Below are 22,483 nucleotides of genomic sequence, written 5' to 3' on the forward strand. Positions count from 1 at the left end.
ACCGCGAACAGCGCTGTCTTTTGTTACAATGAAAAGCAAACACATGATCGTGGAGAGTGATAGTAGCTATGCGGATTTTACATACAGCCGATTGGCATTTCGGGCGGCAACTGGAAGGGCGGGACCGCCGCATTGAGCAAGTGGCATTTGTGGACGAGCTCTGTCACATAGCTGATGAGCGGGAAGTGGACCTGGTGCTCATTGCTGGGGATGTGTACGACTCGGTCAATCCGCCTGCTTGGGCGGAAGAGCTTTTTTATGATGCATTGGAGCGCTTGTCTTCGGAAGGCAGGCGAGGTGTAGTCGTGATCGCGGGGAACCATGACCAGCCTGAGCGGGTGCGGGCAGCAGCGCCGCTTGCCACAAAGCACGGGATCGTTTTGTTGGGGTTGCCGAAGGAAGCGCCATTGCTGACACAGGAAGCCTCGCCTGATCGCGTGCAAATTGTGCAGGGAGGCCCTTCTTGGCTGGAAATGAAGATTCCTGGCTGCGCCGCGAATGCGGTCATTTTGGCATTGCCCTATCCTTCTGAATCGCGATTAAAGGAGCTGTTGAGCGAAAGCTTTACCCAAGAGCAGATGCAGCTTGCTTTTTCCGAGCGTATTGCGCAATTGCTTGCTGATCTGTCTGTTCATTTTCGCGAGGATACGGTCAACCTGGTCACGAGTCACTTGTTTGTTATGGGCGGTAAGGAAACAGATTCCGAGCGACCGATTCAAATTGGGGGAGCGTTGACTGTATCGCCGCAGGCTTTTCCGAAGAACGCTGATTATGTGGCGCTCGGCCATCTCCATCGACTGCAAAAGCTCGGTGACAAGCCGTTGGTGCGTTACAGCGGCTCACCGATTTCGTACAGCTTTTCTGAAGCAGGTCAGAGCAAGGCAGTCGTACTGGTCGAGGTGGAGCCGGGACAAGAAGTTCGTGAGGAGATTATTTATTTGACGAGCGCACGGCCATTGGCACGTTGGAAGGCGACAGAGGGAATCGAGCAAGTCGAGCGCTGGTTGGAAGAGGGACGCGATGCAGGGGCGTGGATTGACTTGGAGTTGCATGTGTCTGGCGTGATCGACCCGGCAGAATTTCAGCGTGTCCGCAAGCTTTCGGATGATTTCTTGAAAATACAGCGTGTTGTCGTGAGAGAAGAGCGTGAGGAAGAAGAGGAACAGCGTGTCGAGTTGACAGAGCTGACCTCCGATCAATTGTTCAAACGCTTCTATGAACGAAAGAGGGGAGCAGAGCCGGATGAGCAGCTCGTGGCCTTGTTCCAGCGTCTATTGGCAGAAACCGGAGGAGAGGGGGAAGAAGAGTGAGACCGATACGATTGAAGCTGGCAGGGATGCACAGCTACCGAGAAATGCAAGAGGTCGATTTCGAAATGCTTTGTCAGGCTGGACTGTTTGGGATATTTGGCCCGACTGGAAGCGGGAAATCGACGATTTTGGACGCGATCACGCTCGCGTTGTACGGGCAGGTCGTCCGGCTGGGCGGGGGAAACCATCCAAAAGAAGTGCTGAATCAGCTCGAGCAGCGTGTTTTCGTTTCCTTTACCTTTGAGCTGGGGACTGGCGATGAGCGCAAGCAATATACGGTGGAACGGGAATTTGGCTTGGATAAAAAGGGGAACAAGCGACAGCCGGAAGTGAGGCTGATTCAGTCGGGCGCCTTGACCGGAGAGCCGGATGTCGTATTGGAGTCCAAAGCCACGTCCGCGACAGCCGCGATTGAGGCACTGATTGGTCTCACTTTGCAGGACTTTACCCGGGCGGTTGTTTTGCCACAGGGTCAATTTTCCCGCTTTTTGACGCTGAAGGGCAGTGAACGCAATGAAATGCTGCAACGGATGTTCCGCCTACATATTTATGGGGAAAAGCTGAGTGAGCGCGTACGGCACGCGTTGGAGCAGGTCAAGGAACAGATGCATCGTTTGCAACTGGCAAGTGCAGCTCTGGGTGACGCAGGTCCGGAAGCCTTGGAGCTGGCGAGACAAACGTGGGAGGAAGCTGCGCAAAAAGAGCAGGAATTCACCCAGCAAAAACAGGAGCTGGCAGGGAAGCTCAAGGAGCTGGAGCAGCTTAACCAGTGGCATCAGGAGCTATTGCATGTCCAGGCGCAACTACAGCAGCAGGAAGCAAATGAAGCGGAAATAGCAGCTCTAACGGCAAAGATTCGCGAGTGGGAGTCAAGTATTCGGCTGTGGCCATTACTCCAGCAATATGAGCGCTTGGATCAGGAATGGCATGCGACCGGTGCGGCATTGGAACGCAGCCGCGAACAACAGGAGAGTGCTCGTTTAGCTGTAGATGAGGCAGAGCAAGCGTATCAGAAGGTCCATGCCGAGTTGGCTGTACAAGAGCCGTTACTGATTCAGCAAAAGGGCAGGCTGGTACAGGCACAGGAGTGGGAAGAGGAGCTAAAGGCGATCCGGGAAGAGTGGACAGGTCTGGAACGTGAATGGAACCAAGTGTCAGTTGCCTTGACCAACATAGAGCAGCAGCTGGAAAAGGATGAAGCCGACTTAAAAAACTGGGAGCTTGCGTGGGCGGACCTGCAAGAACAGATGAAGCAGGTCACGATCTCTCCTGAATGGCGAGCACAAATAGCGGCAGCCAGAGAAGCGAAGCAGCAGTGGGAGCGTGACCATGCCAAGGTACGTGAGCTGGAAAAAGAACAACTCGCAGCTCAGCAGCAGATTCAGGCGGCAGCCCATACAGCTGATGAGCACAAGCGTAGCTGGGAAGCGTGTGCGAATCGCTTGGCACAAAAAAGAGAAGAGCTGGCAGCACCATCCGACTCGGCTTTGATGAGCGAAGCGGAATGGGAGAAAGCAAGAAATGTACTGGCAGACATGAAGCAGGTAGGTCGCCAGTGGCGGGAAGCATTGCAGGCTTTCTCATCATGGCAGGAAAAGTCTCAGCACATCATCCAGGAGCGCAAACAGTTGGATGAGCGGAATCAGGAGCTGACTCGGGAAGTAGAGGCAAGCGAAGCGCTTGTGAAAAGTCAACTGACCCAACGAGATGAGCTGCGACAGGAATGGGAAAGATGGCAGCAGGAAAATATGGCGCGATTTTTGCGTGAACGTTTAGAGGAAGGAAAGGAGTGTCCGGTATGTGGTTCCGAACACCATCCACACGGCCACCAGAAGCATATAAAAGCGTCTGAAGCGGGAACGGAGGGTGATGCCCTGCGTGCTCGAATCAAAGCGTCAGAGGAGGCTTTGCGTGCGGCTGAACAAGAAGCAGGCAAGACCAAGGAAGCCTGGTTGGCAGCAAAGGGAGCGCTTGCTGCTTTTGATGAGCGCCTAGCAAGTGTAAAGGCTGAACAGGAACAGCTGGAAGCGCGCTTGGACGCGATCAAGGCAGAGTGCCACGGGTATGGACAGCCTTGGATCGTGGATTCTTTTGAAGAGCTTCTCGCCGTCTATCAGCGTGAGGAAAAGGAACTGATTGCCAAGCAAGCGGAAAGAGAGCGGCTAAAAGCAGAGCGTGAGCAATTGCAGCAGCAGTTGGAGGTCTTGCGTGAGGAAGAGGCGGAAAAGAAACGCTTGATGGAGCGGAGCGCGCTGTTGCTCGAGCAGGCACAGAAGGCAATCGATGAGAATAAAGTTCGCCTGGACGCTGCTTTCACACAAGAAAAGCAATCCAGAGAAGAGCTGGACACGAAGCGCAATGAACTTCCCATCGAGGAAATCGAACAGCGGTACGAGGAAATCGGAAAATCAGATCGCCGATTGGCGGAACTCCAACAGGTGCGATCAGAGAAAGAAACCCAGCGCGGGAAGCTGATGATGCAGGTAGAAGCCGCCAAGTCGCGCAAGGTAGAGGGCAAATCACGGGAAGCAGCGCTGAAGGAAAAGCTGGAAGATAGAAAGCGCATGTGGGAACAAAAGCATGCTCAATGGCTGGAACGCACGGGTGGACTTACTGCGCAGGAGTGTCTGATGCAGGTAGAGGATACTCTACTCCGTTTACGTCAGGCAGTTACGCTGGCAGAGACAAAGCGCAAAGAAACTGCCGAAGCGCGGGAAACGGTGCAAAACAATCTGGTCAAGTATTCGGAGACGCTCGCGATCCTCACACGGCAACGCACGGAAGCTCATGAGACTTTGTACCAGGACTTACAGAAAACAGGTCTCGGTACTGTCGATTATGTACGAGAGCGGTATGCAGAGCGAGAGCAATTGCCTCAGGCACAGGAGCAAGTCGAGGCTTACACGCGAATCGCTGGGCAGCTTCGTTATGAGGAAGAAAGGCTTCAACAAGCAATAGCAGGCCGTTCGTTTACACAAGAAGAACTCACCATCGCAAAAGAGGCGTGGGATCAATGGGAGCAAGCCTTCCAGGAGGCGCAAAAGCAAGTCGCTGTCGCCAAAGAGCATGTGGATCGCATGGAAAAAAATCATGACAAATGGCAAGAACTCCATAAAGAGATGGTACAGCAGCAGGATGAGCAGAGCCGCTTGGAAGAGTTGAAAAAATTGTTCGAAGCCAAGGCGTTTGTCCAGTTCATTGCGGAGGAAAAACTGGTATCAATCGCAAGAGACGCTTCCTATCACCTCAAGCGAATGACCGCCAACCGCTACGGGCTGGAAATCGGCGACGAGGGCGAATTTGTTTTGCGGGATGAGGGAGCTGGAGGAATGCGCCGCCCAGTAAGCACATTGTCTGGCGGGGAAACATTCCTGACCTCCTTGTCGCTGGCTCTAGCCCTGTCGATGGAGATTCAAATGCGTGGCGGGCGCTTGGAGTTTTTCTTCCTGGACGAAGGCTTTGGGACACTCGATCCGGAGCTTTTGGAGGTCGTTATGGATGCGCTTGAGCGACTTCGCATGGACGATTTTACCATTGGGGTCATTAGCCACGTCCCGGAAATACGTGTGCGCATGCCGCGTCGTCTGGTCGTGACACCAGCAGAACCGATGGGAAAAGGAAGCATGCTGCATCTGGAAATGGAGTAGGGAAGGGGAAAAATCATGGCAGTCCAATTTATACTGGGACGGGCAGGAACGGGGAAGACAGAATCGATCCATCGGCAGATGCAAGCCCGACTGCGGGAAAAGCCGTTGGGTTCGCCTATGATTCTGCTCGTGCCGGAACAGGCCAGCTTTCAGGAAGAGTATGCGCTCGCTACACTGCCAGAGCTGGGCGGTGTGATGGGGACGCAGGTGCTCAGCTTCGGTCGATTGGCACACAGGCTCATGCAGGAGCTGGGCGATCTGACTACCGTGCCTGTTGACGATCTGGGTAAGCATATGGTTTTGCGCATGCTTTTGGAGCGGCATAAGGAAGAGTTGAACGTATTCGGGCGCTCGGCGACACAGCCTGGGTTTGCTGCTCAGCTCGGTCGCTTGATTAGTGAGTGCAAATCGTATGGGGTATCCTTCACCCATTCCGAGAATCTGGAATGGGGAGGAGCCAATCTCAATCAAAAAATACATGACCTCCGCTTGATTATGAATGCGTACGAGGCCTACTTGTCAGAGGGATATTGTGATGCGGACGACATCCTGAACCGAGTGGCCACGATGGTGCGTGATTCCACCTACATCAAGCAGGCTGAAATATTTATCGATGGATTTACCGGATTTACGAATCAAGAGCTGCGCTTGATCGATCAGTTGATGCAGCACGCCAAGCAGGTGACGATTGCGCTGACGCTTGACCCGAATGAACGTGACGCTTCTGTGGATGAACTGGGGCTGTTCCACCCTACACTGCGAACATACCAAGCCCTGACACTGATGGCGCGTGAATCGGGTGTATCAATCGCCAAGCCGCTTTTATTGACCGAGGCAAAGCGCTTCAAGAGCAGTCCGTGGTTGCGTCAGGTCGAACAAGTGTATTTCCAATGGGGAGACCCGCCAATTCCGGATCAGCCTGGACGAGCGGACGAAGTGACGATGCTCTCAGCGGTGAACAGGCGCGCAGAGGTAGAGGCTGTGGCGTTGAAGCTCCTGACTCTGTCGAGAGAGGAGGGGTATCGCTGGAAGGACATGGCGATTTTGCTTCGGGAAATCGGGACGTACGCCGATGAGATTTCCGCTGTATTTACCGAATACGGCATTCCGCACTTCTTGGACCAGAAGCGCTCCGTCATGCACCATCCCTTGGTGGAGCTGGTGCGCTCGGCTTTGGAGGTTATTGTTACGAGGTGGCGGTACGACGCTGTTTTCCGCTGCTTGAAAACAGACCTGCTCCTTTTGGATATCACCGATGAGCATACAGCCCGGAAGGAAATCGATCGACTGGAAAACTACGTGCTGGCTCATGGTGTCTTTGGTTATCAATGGGCAGAAGAATCTGCTTGGCATTTCCGCGGGCAGACAGGCGCCGAGGAAGACGCGCAAATCGATGAGCTGAGACGCAAATACGCAGCGCCGCTCCTGTCCTTTGAAAAAGAGATGAAGCAAGCAGCGGGTCAAAACGTACAGGAAATGACCCTTTCCTTGTACAACCTTCTGATCGCGCTGGATGTACCTAACAAGCTGGAGTATTGGCAGCGAAAGGCAGAAAATGACGGCGATCTCGATGCAGCACAGGTGCATGGACAAGTATGGACAGGATTGATCGAGCTGATGGATCAGGTCGTAGAGGTCATGGGCGACGAGAGCATGGACCTGGCGACATTTGCCCGTGTGCTCGACAGCGGTCTGGAGACGATTGAACTGGGACTCGTTCCCCCGGCGTTGGATCAGGTGTTGATCGGGGCGATGGAACGCTCCCGTCAACCGGATGTCAAAGCTCTGTTTTTGCTTGGTGTAAACGAAGGCATTATTCCGTTGCGTCCAAAAGAAGAAGGAATTCTGGATGAGGCGGAACGAGAGCGACTGGCTGAAATGGGCATGTCTCTGGCACCCAGTGCGAAGCAACGGCTGATGGCAGAGCCTTATCTGCTGTACCAGGCGATGACGAGACCGTCGGAGAGGCTGATCCTGAGCTGTGCGTTGGCAGATGAAGAGGGCAAGGCCCTGTTGCCTTCCTCGGTGTTTACCCGCATTCGGGAAGTACTGCCGGATATCCCGCATCAGGTGTTCTACAATGAACCGACGGGGCAGCACGAGACAGACGTATTCCTGCTCGGACATCCGAGACGTGTGTTCCGCCATCTTTTGACGCTATTACGATCGATGAAGAAAACAGGTGAGCTGCCAGACTTCTGGTGGGAGGTATACGACTGGTATATTCGCTCTTCTCCCGATGTCAAACGGGAGCAGTGGCTGTTGTCCGGCTTGCGTTACTTCAATCGACCGCAGGAGCTGGATTTGGAAACGAGCACGACGTTGTACGGCAAACAACTGAAAATGAGCGTGTCTCGTCTGGAGCGGTTCCAGTCATGTCCGTTCTCGCATTTCTCTTCTCACGGCCTCAGATTGGCGGAGAGAACGATGTACAAGCTGGAGCGTTTCGATGTGGGAGAACTGTTCCACGCTTCACTCAAGCGAGCCGTTGAAAAAATGAACGAAGACAATCTGGAGTGGAGCAAGCTGACGGAAGACAATAGCATGCAGCTTGCAAACGTGGTTGTAGAAGAACTGGTTCCTGCGACTCGCAGCAGCATTTTGACGCGGACAGCCCGGTATCGTTATTTGTCCGGCAAGCTGAAGCGAGCAGTTGGCCGCGCGATTTACGTACTTGGGGAGCATGCGAAGCGCAGCCGTTTTGCCCCGGTAGGACTGGAGGTTTCCTTTGGGCCGAATTCAGATTTGCCGGGATTGGCTTTAACGCTTGAAAATGGCGTGGAGCTTCAGTTAATCGGACGAATTGACCGCGTAGACCAATCACTGGATAGTGAGGTCCCGTATTTGCGCGTGATTGACTACAAGTCCAGTCCCAAGCAGCTGTCTCTCTCCGACGTTTGGAATGGCCTGAATTTGCAATTGCTCGTCTATCTCGATGTCGTCGTGGCAAATGCGGAGGAATGGCTGGGGAAAAAAGCCGAAATGGGAGGAGTTTTCTACTATCAGGTAGCGGATCCTTTTGTAACGGCAAAACGCTTGCTAACGGCTGACGAAGCGGCAAAGGAGCGGGCAAAGCGCTTGCGCATGAAAGGCTTGATGCTCGCAGACCCAGAGCTGGCTAGAATGATGGATGGCTATGTAGAGCAAGGGGCGTCAGAGCTGGTGCCATTTGAAATCAAAAAGGATGGTACGCTTTCGTCGCGATCATCTGTGGCAACAGCCGAGCAGTTCCAAGCCTTGACTTCTTATGTTCGCGATACTGTGAAGCAAATCAGTACGCGTATGACTAATGGGGAAATCCAAATCGAACCGTACACAAACGGGACGATGACCGCTTGCGATTACTGTTCATACAGGCCGGTATGCAAGTTCGACGGAGATGCAGGCGGGAATGAGCACCGTCAGCTTGCCAAGTGGAACAACAAGCAAATATGGAGCATGCTGGCAGAGCAGCAGATGGCAGGAGAAGGAGGAATGACCGATGGCGGATCAACAGTTGCAGGCCAAGCCTGAACAATGGACGGACGAGCAATGGCAAGCGATTGTCCAGCGCGGGAACAATCTCCTGGTGGCCGCTGCGGCAGGCTCCGGGAAAACCTCAGTCCTGGTTGAGCGGATTATCCGACGCATCATGGACGAGAAGGACCCGGTTGGCGTCGATCAGCTGTTGGTGGTGACCTTTACCAATGCGGCTGCGGCAGAGATGCGTCACCGGATTGGCGATGCCTTGCGAAAAGCCTTGAAAGATGACCCGCACTCCTCTCATCTGCGTCGACAACTGGCACTGCTCCAGCGGGCGACGATTACGACACTTCATTCGTTTTGCTTGGGGATTTTGCGCCAGTATTACTATCTGATTGATCTCGATCCTGATTTTCGCATTGCCGATCAGATGGAAGGGGAGCTTTTGCGGCAGGATGTCTTGGAGGAACAGCTGGAGAGCTGGTACGAAAATGACGCGGATTTTCACGCATTAGCTGATGTGATGCTGGATGGTCAGGACGATCATGCCCTCACCATACTACTACTCAGGCTGTATGAGTTTTCGCGAAGTCATCCGGCACCAGAACAATGGCTCGGGGAAGCGGCTGGAATGTTTGCGGTTCACGATAAAAACGGTCTGGACGGGCTGGAGTGGACCAGAAGCGTGCTGCGTTCTGTGGAGCTGGCACTCGGTGGAATGACCGCCAAGATGCGCAGGGCAGTTCTTCTGGCCGGCTCACCGGAAGGGCCTGCTGGCTATTTGCCTTTGCTTGAGGCGGAAGCGGCTGCCCTGCAACGTGCAGGAGCGGCTTGCAGAGATGGCTGGGAAGCTACCGTCGAAGCTGTTCGAGGAGTTGTATTTGCCAAGCTGCCTCCAGTGAAAGGGACAGATCCGCTTTTGAAAGAACAGGTGCAGGACCTGCGAAACAGTGTGAAGAAGGAACTGGCCGAACAAATCGAGCAATACTTTTCTACGACAGCCGAGCAGTACGTTGCGGATTTGCAGCGGATTGCTCCTCACATGCAGACATTGGCCAGGCTGGTGACAGCATTTTCGGATGCTTTTCAATTGGAGAAGCGCTCGCGTGGGTTGGTCGACTTTGGCGACTTGGAGCATCTGGCTCTGCGCGTTCTAACCGAAACGAATGAGTCCGGGGAGACTGTTCCTTCGTCAATCTCCACTCAATTGCGCGAACAGTTCGCTGAAGTACTCGTAGACGAATACCAGGATATCAACCTCGTGCAAGAGACAATCTTGCAAATGGTTTCCCGAGACGGAGCGAATGGTCAGCCAGCGAATCGCTTCATGGTAGGGGATGTGAAGCAGAGTATTTATCGGTTCCGCTTGGCAGAGCCGAAGCTGTTTCTCGAAAAATATGTGACCTATCAAAAAGATGGTGATGCCCATGAAGCTTGCATCGGTCGGCGTATCGATCTGGCGGCGAACTTCCGCAGTAGAAGGGAAGTTGTAGATGCCGTTAACTTTTTGTTTCGCCAGATCATGTCTCACGGGGTAGGTGAGATTGGCTATGATCCTTCGGCGGAGCTGATCAACCGTGCATCTTATCCTGAAGCACAGCCTAACCGTTTGCAGGCAGAGATGCATCTGATCGATCGTAATACAGCGATAGCAGAAGAAGGTCAGGCGGTAGTTGCAGAGGGGACAGATGAGGGCGAAGCAGGTATTCCCGAGGGAGAGTCGGCAGAGGAAGCGAGCGTAGCGCAGCTGGAAGCTCGACTAATCGCCAGCCGTATTCGTCGCTGGATGGAGCCGGGCGAGGGAGAAGAGCCACTGCTCGTTTTCGATAAAAAGGCTGGGGGAATGCGCCCGCTCGCCTATCGCGATATCGTTATTTTGCTTCGTGCGACCTCAGGCTGGGGGCAGACGATGCAAGAGGAGTTGCACGCGGCAGGAATTCCTGTGTATGCGGAGCAGACTGCGGGTTATTTCGCGGCGACAGAGGTAGAAACGATGCTCTCTTTGCTGCGTGTCATTGACAATCCGCTCCAAGACATTCCATTGGCAGCCGTATTGCGATCTCCTATCGTCGGCTTGCGTGAGGAGCAACTTGCTCAAATCCGCATTCACTACGCGACAGGGCCGTTTCATCAAGCTGTTCTCCAATATGCAGAGGAACGCCCAGCTCAAGAGCCGTGGGAGAAAAGGCTCCGACAGTTTTTTGGCCGATTGGATCTTTGGCGGACAGAGGCTCGCAGAGGTGCTTTATCGGAGCTGTTGACGATGCTTTACCGGGAGACAGGTTATCTCGATTATGTGGCGGCTCTGGAAAACGGCCAGCAGCGACAGGCCAACTTGCGTGCGCTCTATGATCGTGCGAGACAATACGAAGCAGGCTCCTATCGTGGCTTGTTCCGCTTTTTGCGCTTTGTCGACCGTCTGCAAGAAGCGGGCAATGATATGGGCGAAGCCAGAACCATCGGGGAAAACGAGGATGTCGTACGCATCATGACGATCCACAAAAGTAAAGGGCTGGAGTTCCCGGTTGTATTTGTGGCGGGCATGGGCAAGCAGTTTAATACGATGGATTTGAAAAGCCAGTTTTTGCTGCATAAAGATCTGGGCTTTGGCCCGATGGCTGTTGAGCCCTCCATGCAATTGCGCTATCCGAGTCTGGCTGCGCTGGGCATCCGGCAAAAGCTGCGTCGGGATATGCTGGCAGAGGAAATGCGTGTGCTTTATGTGGCTTTGACGCGTGCACGAGAGAAGCTCATTCTTGTCGGTTCATCCAAGGATCTCGCAAAAAGTGTGACAGATTGGGGCAGACAGGATGACAGCGAGCGGCTCAGTGACGAAGACTTGATTCAGGCAAAGGGATACCTGGACTGGGTGGGGCGTGCGATGCTGCGACATCCTGGGGCAGGATTGCTGCGGGCATATCCAGAGCAACAAGGCTCAGGAGACGTCGTGAGAGTCAGAAGTGTGCCGGATGATTCGGTTTGGTCGTTTCACTTCTATCAGGCAGATGAGCTCCGTGCCCAAGGAGAGTCAACCAACGACGAGGTATCTCTGTGGGAGCGCATGACCAGACGAGAGGCGATCGCGGAACGACCGTCTGATGACACGTTACGTGAGATTGTCGACAAGAGATTAGGATGGCAGGACCCGCATCCAATCGCGCCACGTGTAGCTGCGAAATGGAGTGTCAGCGAACTCAAGCGACATGCCAAAGTCAGCAAAGGCGGACAGCCACTCACGCTGCCGTCCATTACGGAAAAGCCAAGGTTTTTATCTGAGCAAAAATCCAATCGGCTGACAGCAGCAGAAAAAGGGACAATCACTCACTTAGTGTTCCAGCATCTCGATTTAAAGCGTCCGCTGGATGAAGCGGATATTCGGGAGCAGGTGATGGAACTAGCGGCACGCCGCTTTTTGACTGACGAGCAGGTACAAGCAGTAGATGTTTCCCAGATTGCCCGATTCTTCGCAGATCCTTTGGGGCAGCGAATGAAGGCTGCGGCGGTCGTTCATCGTGAATTGCCATTTACCCTCGTGCTTCCTGCATATGAAGTAGAAGCGGAGTTGGGTGAAGAGAGTGACGAGCAGGTTGTCGTCCAAGGGGTCATTGATTGCCTCTTGGAGGAGCAGGATGGAAGCCTCGTCCTGATCGACTTCAAGACAGATTGGATGGCAAAAGAGGCGACTGCCGTAGCTATCGAAGAGATGAAAAGAAGATACGAAGGACAGATCAGGCTATACGTCCGAGCGATCAAGCAGATTCTCAAGCCAAAAGGGAACGTGTCTAGTTATCTTTATTTGCTTTCAGGTGGATTCTCACTATCGTTTTCGGATGAAAGCATAGATTAGTATGTTGGACCGTCAGGGTTAATAGCTCTGGCGGTCTTTTTGTTTATTAGAGCTGCTGTGGTGGGGGAAGAAGCGCATTTCCAGTCTGCGCTTCGGCCTACGCCCCGCAAGGGGGGAATGACTGTCCGCTGCGAAATGAATGGCGGGAGCGCTTCAAACGTAGAAGTTTCGATGAAGAATTTCATAGGTGAAGCTGAAATTCCCCGCCATTCATTTCGCAGCTAGGATGGGCTCCAGAGGCGCTTGGACTGGAAATGCGCTTCTTCCTGCGCAGCTTTTGGTTAACTACTTGAAAGTAGGTTCAAGGAAGCTACTTTGAACTGGCCTTCCATTATGATCTAAAGCGGTAAGGGATCAAAGCCATACGAAAGCACTGTCACATGTTTGGAAGGAGACCGCCCGAACGAAGAGAGGATACAGGCGACTGGAAAACATGTGGCAGGGCTTCTCCCGACCACTACCGTTAGAAATCAACTGAGAATTTTACAAAACACGCGAACATACGTGCTATAATCAATTGTAATTTTCTTACTATACATAATCATCAAATAAAGGGTGAACTCGATGAAGATGCTTTTCCAGTATAACTGGCAGGTACGGGACGAATGGATGGAATGGTGCAAGCAGCTTCCGCCAGAAGAATTGTTGCGCGAGCGTACAGGTGGGGCTGGCACGATTTTGTACACCTTGTTTCATATTGCTGACGTCGAGTATAGCTGGCTTCGGGGCGTGCAAGGAAGGCCGGATGTTCAGGTGACATTCGAAGCGTACAAGACGCTGGAAAAAGTAAAAGAGCTATCAGATGCCTGGCGCCCAGAATTGCGTGATTTCATCGAGAAGTGGTCAGACGAGAGGGAGAACGAGCCTGTAAAGGTGGAGTGGGACAATGAGATTCACACGAAGGGCGAGCTGCTTCGTCATGTCATCGCCCACGAGATTCATCACATGGGGCAGTTGTCCATTTGGGCAAGAGAGCTCGGGATTACTCCCGTTTCCGCCAATGTCATTGGGCGCGGATTAACGGGTAGCTAGCCCTGACAAACGCGATCCTAGCTGCACATGTGCATAACTTTCCTCCAAACGGATCATACTCCAACTGATTTCTATCACGGTTGGAAGTGAATGACCCGCTTGGGAGGTCGCACATGATGTCATGGAAAAATCAATTGCTGAGGAAAAAGTCAGTTGCACAAATGCTGGAGCAGGTGGATAAAAATGAAAGCTCTCTCAAAAAGTCATTAGGTGCTTTTGACCTGACAATGCTGGGCATCGGCGCGATCTTGGGAACAGGGATTTTTGTGTTAACGGGCGTTGCCGCTGCCTTGCACGCTGGACCTGCACTTGTTTTGTCCTTTGTTATTGCGGCACTTGCCTGTGTGTTTGCCGCGCTCTGCTATGCAGAATTTGCTTCGACTGTTCCCGTGTCGGGAAGCGCATATACATACAGCTATGCGGCATTTGGCGAATTTGTCGCCTGGATGATCGGGTGGGATTTGATTCTCGAATACGGAGTGGCTTGTGCTGCGGTGGCAAGTGGATGGTCGGGGTATGCCCAGGGATTGCTAGCCGGGTTTAATATTCACCTGCCGCATGCGCTCACAAGTGCGTTTGATGTATCGAAAGGAACGATCATTGATTTACCTGCGGTCCTCATCATTGTCATCATTACAGCTTTATTGATGAAAGGGACGAAAGAGTCAGCGAGTTTGAATACCATCATGGTGTTAGTAAAAGTAGCGGTAGTTGTCCTGTTCCTCGTCGTTGGGGTCATGTATGTCAAGCCGGAAAACTGGAGTCCATTCATGCCGTTTGGTTTTGCAGGAGTAGCAACTGGTGCCGCAACGGTGTTTTTTGCTTTTATCGGATTTGATGCGGTGTCTTCTGCGGCCGAAGAAGTGCGCAATCCCCAGCGCGACATGCCAATCGGGATCATCTCGTCCTTACTCGTGTGCACAATTTTGTACATTGCTGTCTCACTGACATTAACAGGGATTGTTCCGTACCATTTGTTAAATGTCAAAAATCCTGTCGCGTTTGCCCTCAACTATGTCAACCAGGACTGGGTAGCAGGCTTCATTTCGTTGGGAGCCATCGTCGGAATCACGACTGTTTTGTTAGTCATGATGTATGGACAAGCCCGGATGTTTTTTGCGATGAGCCGAGATGGCTTGCTTCCTGAGTTCTTCTCGCACGTACATCCCCGCACACAGGTACCACAAAAGAGCACGCTAGTCGTGGCTGCATTAGTAGCAACCTTCGGCGGATTATTGCCCCTCTCCAGTTTGGCTCAGCTCACTAACATCGGCACGCTGTTTGCCTTTATTTTGGTCTCGGTTGGACTGGTTGTATTACGTCGCACTCATCCCCAAATACCACGAGCGTTTCGGGTCCCATTTGTTCCGCTTGTTCCCTTGCTCTCGGTTCTTTTTTGCGGATATCTCGTTTTCAACCTGCCTACGCTGACAAAGATCGGTTTTCTCGGTTGGTTGTCGGTAGGGGCGATCGTCTATTTTCTATATGGGCGAAAACACAGTCGATTGGCAACAAAAGACGACTCCTCCTAAACATAAAAGGCAGGTTCATCCGTTTAGGCATGTTCTACGTGAGCATGTCTTTGTTTGCTATCTGACAAAGCGACCCATTCATGGTAGAGTAAAAACAACCAAAACGACGAGGGAGGGCAGGCTATGAAGCGAAAAAGAGCAGATCGACCTGGTTGGAGACGTGTGAAACGATTGGGCTACCAGCAAAAATGGGTAGAATCTTTATCTTTCTCTGGATACGCTGTCCGCCTGACTCTGGATGAAGTAAGTGAGCCTGCCTACATGCATGTCGGGGATCAAACGTTATGTGTGGGCGATCGAGGATATGTGTATTTGCAGTATTTTCCACATGGTCAAGCTTATGCCGTTACGAAAATGATGGATGAGTTAGGGAATACCGTGCAATGGTATATTGATATTTGCCGGGGACATGGCAAGGATGAGAACGGACATATCTGGTATGATGATCTGTACCTCGACATCGTGGTATTGCCGACAGGAGAAATATACTTGCTTGATCAGGATGAGCTCGATGAGGCATTGAAAAAAGGCGTTATCACGAGCGAGGATCACCAGTTTGCCTCCGAGACCGCTGATCTTTTATTACGAAATATTTTGGCGGACAAACGGGATGACTTTGATTTTCCGAATTTTTTTGCATAAACGTATGGAAGAACGAAGGCGGTTGTCGCTTTCGTTCTTTTTTTGGTCGACGTACCGCATTTTGGAGTGGAGTCGGAGGCTCGGAGCTTGTCCTAGTCCAAAATAACCATATTTTTATTTCGTGTAAAAAACTGTATGTTACGCCTAAAAAATCAAATACGATTTTTATGAACACACAAACTATTTTGGAGGAGAAGTATGAAGAGTTTATTTCAAGCCTTACTCGCAGTAACACTCATGTTCAGTTTAACGCTAAGCAGCAACAGCGTATCAGCAAAATCGGAGAAAGAAGAGCTTGGTGTACCGAATCAGTTCCTTGATGATGAGCAGCTAGAGGAAAATGACGCGAAATTCAAAAGTGAATACCAACTTGATAGCACGTATATTTCCGACGACCTAATCAGTTATCCAAAGCCTGGGGATGTGTTCGTATCAGTTTCTAATCCTATTATTGCGCAGACAGATGTTCCTACAAACATTCGACCTGCGCTAACATTCCCGGTGCCAATTACTTTTGACAATGATCCGTCAACAGTAGTATCGCTCTATAAGGTTGAAGGAAAATCACCAGTCAGCGGAAAATTGGAGATTAGAAATAACACACTCTATATTCGTCCTGACAAGACTTTGGAATCCAATACGAAATATGCGATCGAGATTGACAAAGGAGCAATTGTAAGCACCATTGATTCTACTAAATCGATCGATAAGTATTTATTACAGTTTGTGACCAGCAACAACGAAGCGCCTATAGTAATCGATGTAAAGCCGTATGGAGAGGAAACAAAAGTGGATGTAGATGCGGTTATTACAATTAAGTATGATCGCAAAGTGATAAGTGGAACAAAGAAATTCCTATTAATGAATGACAATGGTGCGAAGGTTCCTGCAACTTTTACTGTCAGTAATGACACTGTAACGATCCAACCGAAAGCGCCTTTAAAAAATAATGTAGAGTACTACATAGATGTAGCCCAAGGAGCAGTAAAGGATACATCAGGGAATGAAAGCTATCAATATTTTTCCGTGTTTTCAACAGGCACCCCATCTGGTGGATGGGATGATCTAGAATTTGGTGACCTTTCAACAGAGGTTGAGTAGAAAAAGCATCTTCTTCTGACACCTCTGTTGCGGCTGTTACTGGAAAGGGCAACAAGTGTATAGGGTGAAATGTTAAAGATAGAAGGGTTGTCTCTATTCCAGAGACGGCCCTTTTTTCATTCATTCCTGAATCCCTCCTACGACTTCTTTGTTTACAATCGTTACAGGGATGTTTGACTAGGTTTGAAAGGATGTCTCGCATACATGAGACAGCGGCAGTCTGGGACGGGAAAATAAAGTCCTAGACTGCCACGGATCATTACATCTCACCTGGCGTTTTCTGCCCGATGGGGGGGATATGCCGAAGCTTGATCACGGTGAGTATGGCGATAGCGATCATGAGCCCGCCGCTCACGCCCACAACAGCATGCATGCCGTCGGTAAATGCTATCTGGGCGCCATGAAGAAGTGTTGAAGCAATAGGTTCGGGTAAAGCTTTGGCCGCCGAGACTGCCCCAGCAAGACTTTCGCGGGAGGCTGCGGATGTTAACGTCGTAACATCTCTTGGTATGAAGCTGGCAATTTGAGTCCGGTACACGTATGTTCCGATGCTCCCTAATACAGCGATACCCAGTGCAAATGCGAATTCACCGCTCGTCTGCAGCAAGGACGCTGCCGACCCCGCTTTTTCTGGCGGTGCCGACCCGATAATTAGGTCGCTGGACAAGCTCGCAAACGGGGCCACTCCCACATTAAAAAAGATATAACCGACGATCAGGGTAGAGAGTCCGGCCCCCGCCTCTACCTGGGAGAGTAGGATACAACCAGTCGCCGAGACGGCAAGGCCAGCCCCGATAAGGTGCGACGGTCGGACCCGCCGAGCGATGATCGGCGACAACAACATGCCTGCCATCGACGCAACCACTCCCGGGAGCATGCACATCGCTGCCGCAAGAGGTGATAGTCCTTCCACGAACTGAAGATGCTGTGCGATAAAGAGCATGGAAGCGCCTGTCAAAGTGATACCGAACAAGCCGCCTAGTGCTGTGCTGAAAGCGGGGTTTGCAAATAGGCGCAAGTCTATTAGCGGACTGTCCAACCGTTGCTGCCGTCTTACGAATAACGCCCCAAAAACAACTCCAGCCGCGATGGCAATGAGCGGCAGAGTCTGTAGACCTTCCTTAGCTATTTCCTTTAGGCCGTATATGGCTGGTAGAATGGTGCACATCGACAACACGACGCTAGTCAAATCCAAATGACCAGGTGCGGGATCCCGATATTCGGGCAGAAGATGGGACGCAGTCAGCAACAGCAGCGCCATGACGGGAACGCCGAGTAGAAAGATCGAACCCCATGAAAAATGCTCCAGCATCATCCCGCCGACTACTGGGCCAAGCGCCATGCCTCCCATGGAGCACATGAACCATATGCCTATAGCGAGGGAGCGCTGCTTATGATCACGGAACATATTGCTGATCAATGCCAGGGAAGAAGGCGCTACCGTCGCCCCGGCTATGCCGAGCAGCGCCCGTGCTGCAATCAGCATTCCAGAGGTGCTGGAGTAAGCGGCCAACAGCGAAGCCGAACCGAATGCCGCTGCGCCGAACATCAGCAGCTTACGGCGGCCGAACCGATCTCCGAGCGAGCCCATCGTGATCAGAAATCCCGAGAGCATGAAGCCGTATATGTCCATGATCCAGAGCTGCTCTGTACTGTCAGCGCCGATAGAGACGCTTATGTGAGGAAGTGCGAGAATCATTACGGACAAGTCTATCGAAACGAGCAGTGCAGGCAATGAAAGCACGGCAAGTCCAATCCATTCGTTCAAACTGGCCCCGGTATTCGATTCAATCGCAGCATCTTTCATTGGGCGTCCAGAACCTCTCCGAGCCGGTCCAACATCACGTTTGTTCCGTGCTCACGCTGTTCAGGCGTATCGAGACCGTCCAGAAAAACGCCCTGCTCGGTATAGATCAAGCGTGTGCCGCCGTCCACGGAATCGAATTCCACCGTCGTTACAGAGACAGACATCCGCTTGTCTTCCATGTCCAGCGTGTATGAGTATACAATGCGTCTATTCTGAACGATTTCCTGATAGCAGGCATCGAATGTGTAAACGGGTCCCTCTGGTGGACCACCGCGATTGAATTCGCGGCCGCCGACACGGAAGTCGAACTCGTCGGCTTTAGGAAACCAACTAGCTTTGGCTGCTTGACCCGCCCATGCAGCGAATACACGAGCTGGGGAATGCTTATAGTTCTTTTCGATGACAAATGTGGAATGTTTGGCAGATCTGTCACTCATAGTCGAAACCTCCTTGTCCGGGTTCTTCCGGATGCTCATCTAAATATTCACCAAGTCGGTCGAGATGGCGATCCATACTCGATTTTCTCTCGGCGAAAAATTTCTCATGCTTCATTCTCATCGTTCGTATGATGTTCATGAAATGCTCAACAGTAAACGGTTCGTTCCTTTGCATCCGACTCGAAACATTCTCAAGCTCATGCAAGAGTTTCTGCTGCATGCGGATACTTTCTTTCAGGCTGTCTATTTGGATGGTAACAATGTCTGACAGGCTGAGCTGGTCTCCAGCCATAACGGCTTTAATCTGCTCCAGCGATAGTCCCAACTCCTTTAAGGACAAAATTTGCTGTAGGCGTGAAATGTCCTTTTCGGTGTAGAGTCTGTATCCGGATGGCGAATAGCCGGATGGAGAAAACAAGCCTATCTGATCGTAAAAACGTAAAGTTCGTATCGTAATTCCCGCCATTTTCGCAAGTTCTCCGACTTTCCAATGTTGTTTCATGATCAGCCCCTTTCTTGATCGCTAGCGTTTCACCGGTAACTTCACTATAAACCGTTACGTTACGTAATGGTCAAGGAGGCTTTTGAAGTTTTTCCCAATACCGAAAGTGAGCTTGCCCGTTAGCGTTTCATAACCCTAAGAATTTAAAACTTTATTTTCTCGAAACATTTCGAAGCCCCTTCTTCCTGCTTTTTTGTTTACAATGGATACAGATTGTTGAATTGGTTTGAAAGGATGTCGTACATGAGTAAAACAGTTGTACTGGCAGAAAAGCCTTCGGTTGGACGCGACATTGCCAAAGTATTGCAGTGTCACAAAAAAGGAAACGGCTTTTTTGAGGGAGATAAATATATCGTGACGTGGGCGCTCGGGCATTTGGTCACTCTCGCAGACCCTGAAGCGTACGGTCAGCAATTCAGCTCGTGGCGAATCGAGGATTTGCCGATTATGCCGTCCCCATTGCGCTTGGTCGTGATCAAGGAAAGCAACAGGCAATTCCAGGTCGTCAAGCAACAATTGAGACGCAACGATGTCGGGCAGATCGTCATAGCGACGGATGCAGGACGTGAAGGAGAGCTCGTTGCCCGGTGGATTCTCGAGCTGGTTCACGTGAATAAGCCAATCAAGCGTCTGTGGATTTCCTCCGTGACAGATAAGGCAATCCGGGAAGGCTTCCGTAATTTGAAGGACGGCAAAAACTATGAAAACTTGTTTGCCTCCGCAGCTGCTCGTGCAGAAGCCGACTGGCTCGTTGGAATCAATGCCACACGCGCCTTGACGTGCAAGCATAACGCCCAGCTCTCATGCGGTCGCGTCCAGACGCCAACACTTGCTATTGTGGCAACGCGAGAAGAGGAGATTCGCCGCTTTACACCCAAGCCATTTTACGGACTGTCTGCGGTGGCCCAAGGTCCGATTCAGCTCCAATGGCAAGATCAGCAAACGAAGGATTTCAAAACATTTTCCAAGGAAAAAGCGGATCAGCTAATAGCCGTTCTCAAACAGGAGAAAAACGCAGAAGTCATCGAGGTTACTCGTGCACACAAAAAGACGTATGCTCCACAGCTGTACGATTTGACGGAGCTGCAACGGGATGCCAACCGGATGTTTGGCTATTCACCAAAACAGACACTGTCCATCATGCAAGGGCTGTATGAGCATCACAAGGCAGTGACGTACCCACGAACCGACTCTCGTTATCTCTCTGCCGATATCGTCGAGACGCTGCCGGATCGAATCAAGGCTGTCCAAATGAAGCCATATGCGCCCCTCGCCGCCAGAATTCTGCGTTCGCCAATCAAAGCGAACAAATCGTTCGTGGATGACAGTAAAGTATCGGATCACCATGCGATCATCCCGACGGAGCAAGCTGTTTTTCTCGGTGATTTGAGTGATAAGGAACGCAAAATTTTTGACCTCATCGTGAAGCGCTTCCTGGCCGTTCTACTGCCTGCCTTCGAATATGAGCAAACAACCATCCAGGCGAAAATCGGGAATGAAACCTTCCTGGCAAAAGGAAAGACCGTGCTCTCCCAAGGCTGGAGAGAGGCGTACGACCACGATGTAGAAGAAGACGATGCGAAGGACGGCGTAAAGGAACAAATCCTGCCTTCTCTTGCCAAAGGAGATCGCTTGCAAATCCAGTCGATATCCCAGACCAAGGGCGAGACGAAGCCGCCAGAGCCTTTCACAGAAGCGAGTCTGCTGTCCGCGATGGAAAACCCGGCGAAATACATGGCAAACGAGAGCAAGGATTTGATCAAAAGGATTGGGGAAACAGGCGGACTAGGTACGGTAGCCACCCGCGCGGATGTGATCGAAAAGCTGTTCAACAGCTTTTTGCTAGAGAAGCGTGGCAAGCATATTTTTGTCACCGCAAAAGCGAAGCAATTGCTAGAGCTCGTCCCAGATGAAATGCAGTCGCCGACCTTGACGGCCCAGTGGGAGCAAAAGCTCGGTGCCATCGCCAAGGGAAGCTTGAACAAGCGAGCGTTTATCGAAGAGATGAAAACGTACGCCAAAGAAGTCGTCCAACAGATCAAGAACAGCGATCAGACTTTCCGGCACGACAACGTGACCAGAAGCAGATGCCCGGAGTGCAACAAGTTTTTGCTGGAGGTAAACGGAAAGCGTGGCAAAATGCAGGTGTGCCAGGATCGGGAATGCGGTTATCGCAAAAGCATTGCCAAGCAAACCAATGCCAGATGTCCAAAATGCCATAAGAGATTGGAGCTGCGCGGAGAAGGGGAAGGACAAACCTTTGTCTGCGCTTGTGGGCACAAGGAAAAACTGAAGACCTTCCAGGAACGTCGCGATAAGGAAAAGGGCAGCAAGGTTTCGAAGAAAGAAGTAGCCAAGTATTTGAAGGGGCAAGACAAGGAGCAGGACGAAGGAATCAACTCAGCATTGAAAGACGCACTGTCCAAATTAAAGTTCGACTAAATAGGCATGAAACAAAAGGCGGCCGACCATTCAAGTCTGCCGCCTCCTTCTATTTACTTTTTCTCCAGAATAGCAAAGTAATTTTCTTCATCGTCTGCGAAGTTAAAGACACGGCCCGAAGGCATCGTGACAATGTCTCCAACCTTCACATTTTTATTCTTGAGGTCGTTTCGCAATTCCTCGATATTTTCCGAAAAGAACAGGAGCGAAGGCGTGCCAAGATTCATTCCGGGCGACATTTTCGCAACGAATTCCTTATTGTGCAGAACGATGCTTGTTTCAGCCCCTTGTGCGGGTGCAATTTCAATCCATCTCATTTCACCGTTCTTCTCTTCTGAAACCACGCGAAACCCTAGCTTTTCGGTCCAAAAGCTCACTGCTTGATCCTGGTTATTGACATACAACATGATTTGACCAACTTTGCTAATCATCATGGACATGTTCCACTCCCTACATGGTAGTTTATAACCCGACGATTCTAATCCTTTCCATCCCGACGGTATCTGATACCCGATGCCAACGGACGTGGTCTAGCTTGTCTTCATCATAGCATGAATAATCAGACAGGATTTCTTTTCAATTGCGCATTTTAGAAAAAGGAATTGCATTTCGTAAAAGAGGAGCATATACTCACAATTAAAAGTGAGTAATCACTCGCTAACCTAAAAAGCTCATCTCGAGCCTGATTCTGAGGCTTGCTTTTTTTACTCATAAAAAGAAAG

At 51.3% G+C, this 22,483-nt stretch carries 13 protein-coding genes; 9 read left to right on the forward strand and 4 right to left on the reverse strand.

Annotated elements, in window-relative coordinates:
* Positions 1 to 68: 68 nt before the first annotated feature.
* The 8 genes from M3630_RS17915 to M3630_RS17950 all read left to right on the forward strand — a co-directional run bounded on the left by M3630_RS17915 (position 69) and on the right by M3630_RS17950 (position 16,573).
* Entirely contained in the window at positions 69 to 1,310 is a 1,242-nt protein-coding gene (locus tag M3630_RS17915; protein ID WP_251252953.1) for an exonuclease SbcCD subunit D, read from the forward strand.
* Entirely contained in the window at positions 1,307 to 4,957 is a 3,651-nt protein-coding gene (locus tag M3630_RS17920) for an AAA family ATPase (protein ID WP_251252954.1), read from the forward strand. The genes M3630_RS17915 and M3630_RS17920 overlap by 4 nt, the downstream gene beginning before the upstream one ends.
* 15 nt (positions 4,958 to 4,972) lie before the next feature.
* Positions 4,973 to 8,470: a helicase-exonuclease AddAB subunit AddB gene (addB, locus tag M3630_RS17925; protein ID WP_251252955.1), complete on the forward strand. Its 3,498-nt coding sequence runs from the start codon at positions 4,973 to 4,975 to the stop codon at positions 8,468 to 8,470.
* Positions 8,439 to 12,266: a helicase-exonuclease AddAB subunit AddA gene (addA, locus tag M3630_RS17930; RefSeq protein WP_251252956.1), complete on the forward strand. Its 3,828-nt coding sequence runs from the start codon at positions 8,439 to 8,441 to the stop codon at positions 12,264 to 12,266. The genes addB and addA overlap by 32 nt, the downstream gene beginning before the upstream one ends.
* A 564-nt stretch (positions 12,267 to 12,830) precedes the next feature.
* On the forward strand, positions 12,831 to 13,298 hold the full coding sequence (locus tag M3630_RS17935; protein WP_251252957.1) for a DinB family protein: 468 nt from the start codon (positions 12,831 to 12,833) through the stop codon (positions 13,296 to 13,298).
* Positions 13,299 to 13,414: 116 nt separating this feature from the next.
* Positions 13,415 to 14,830, forward strand: coding sequence for a branched-chain amino acid transporter BcaP (gene bcaP, locus M3630_RS17940; protein WP_285861385.1), 1,416 nt, complete (start codon positions 13,415 to 13,417; stop codon positions 14,828 to 14,830).
* A 123-nt stretch (positions 14,831 to 14,953) separates the two neighbouring features.
* Positions 14,954 to 15,472, forward strand: coding sequence for a ribonuclease FAU-1 family protein (locus tag M3630_RS17945; RefSeq protein WP_251252958.1), 519 nt, complete (start codon positions 14,954 to 14,956; stop codon positions 15,470 to 15,472).
* Positions 15,473 to 15,670: 198 nt separating this feature from the next.
* The gene (locus M3630_RS17950; RefSeq protein WP_251252959.1) at positions 15,671 to 16,573 is read left to right on the forward strand and encodes an Ig-like domain-containing domain; all 903 of its coding nucleotides are present in this window, start codon (positions 15,671 to 15,673) and stop codon (positions 16,571 to 16,573) included.
* Between the two features lie 259 nt (positions 16,574 to 16,832).
* Here M3630_RS17950 and M3630_RS17955 read toward each other — a convergent pair whose 3' ends face one another.
* From M3630_RS17955 to M3630_RS17965, 3 genes are read right to left on the reverse strand one after another with little or no spacing between them, the layout of a single operon-like run.
* The gene (locus tag M3630_RS17955; RefSeq protein ID WP_251252960.1) at positions 16,833 to 18,380 is read right to left on the reverse strand and encodes an MFS transporter; all 1,548 of its coding nucleotides are present in this window, start codon (positions 18,378 to 18,380) and stop codon (positions 16,833 to 16,835) included.
* Positions 18,377 to 18,817: an SRPBCC family protein gene (locus M3630_RS17960; RefSeq protein ID WP_232774065.1), complete on the reverse strand. Its 441-nt coding sequence runs from the start codon at positions 18,815 to 18,817 to the stop codon at positions 18,377 to 18,379. The genes M3630_RS17955 and M3630_RS17960 overlap by 4 nt, the downstream gene beginning before the upstream one ends.
* Complete coding sequence (locus tag M3630_RS17965; RefSeq protein ID WP_251252961.1) at positions 18,810 to 19,319, reverse strand: MerR family transcriptional regulator; 510 nt, start codon at positions 19,317 to 19,319, stop codon at positions 18,810 to 18,812. Before M3630_RS17965 ends, M3630_RS17960 begins: the two co-directional genes overlap by 8 nt.
* A 243-nt stretch (positions 19,320 to 19,562) precedes the next feature.
* Between M3630_RS17965 and M3630_RS17970 the strand changes: the two genes are divergently transcribed.
* The gene (locus M3630_RS17970; RefSeq protein WP_251252962.1) at positions 19,563 to 21,761 is read left to right on the forward strand and encodes a DNA topoisomerase III; all 2,199 of its coding nucleotides are present in this window, start codon (positions 19,563 to 19,565) and stop codon (positions 21,759 to 21,761) included.
* A gap of 53 nt (positions 21,762 to 21,814) precedes the next feature.
* On the opposite strand, the gene M3630_RS17975 is transcribed toward M3630_RS17970, so the two are convergent.
* Positions 21,815 to 22,192 (reverse strand): VOC family protein, encoded by a 378-nt coding sequence (locus tag M3630_RS17975; RefSeq protein ID WP_251253147.1) that lies wholly within the window; start codon positions 22,190 to 22,192, stop codon positions 21,815 to 21,817.
* Between the last annotated feature and the right edge of the window lie 291 nt (positions 22,193 to 22,483).

It is taken from the genome of Brevibacillus sp. MER 51 (assembly GCF_023714195.1).
GTDB lineage: Bacteria > Bacillota > Bacilli > Brevibacillales > Brevibacillaceae > Brevibacillus.

Coding starts and splice junctions, on each gene's coding strand:
- M3630_RS17915 (WP_251252953.1), top strand. CDS start 69: ATGCGGATTTTACATACAGCCGATTGGCATTTCGGGCGGCAACTGGAA.
- addB (WP_251252955.1), top strand. CDS start 4,973: ATGGCAGTCCAATTTATACTGGGACGGGCAGGAACGGGGAAGACAGAA.
- addA (WP_251252956.1), top strand. CDS start 8,439: ATGGCGGATCAACAGTTGCAGGCCAAGCCTGAACAATGGACGGACGAG.
- M3630_RS17935 (WP_251252957.1), top strand. CDS start 12,831: ATGAAGATGCTTTTCCAGTATAACTGGCAGGTACGGGACGAATGGATG.
- bcaP (WP_285861385.1), top strand. CDS start 13,415: ATGTCATGGAAAAATCAATTGCTGAGGAAAAAGTCAGTTGCACAAATG.
- M3630_RS17945 (WP_251252958.1), top strand. CDS start 14,954: ATGAAGCGAAAAAGAGCAGATCGACCTGGTTGGAGACGTGTGAAACGA.
- M3630_RS17950 (WP_251252959.1), top strand. CDS start 15,671: ATGAAGAGTTTATTTCAAGCCTTACTCGCAGTAACACTCATGTTCAGT.
- M3630_RS17955 (WP_251252960.1), bottom strand. CDS start 18,380: ATGAAAGATGCTGCGATTGAATCGAATACCGGGGCCAGTTTGAACGAA.
- M3630_RS17960 (WP_232774065.1), bottom strand. CDS start 18,817: ATGAGTGACAGATCTGCCAAACATTCCACATTTGTCATCGAAAAGAAC.
- M3630_RS17965 (WP_251252961.1), bottom strand. CDS start 19,319: ATGAAACAACATTGGAAAGTCGGAGAACTTGCGAAAATGGCGGGAATT.
- M3630_RS17970 (WP_251252962.1), top strand. CDS start 19,563: ATGAGTAAAACAGTTGTACTGGCAGAAAAGCCTTCGGTTGGACGCGAC.
- M3630_RS17975 (WP_251253147.1), bottom strand. CDS start 22,192: ATGATTAGCAAAGTTGGTCAAATCATGTTGTATGTCAATAACCAGGAT.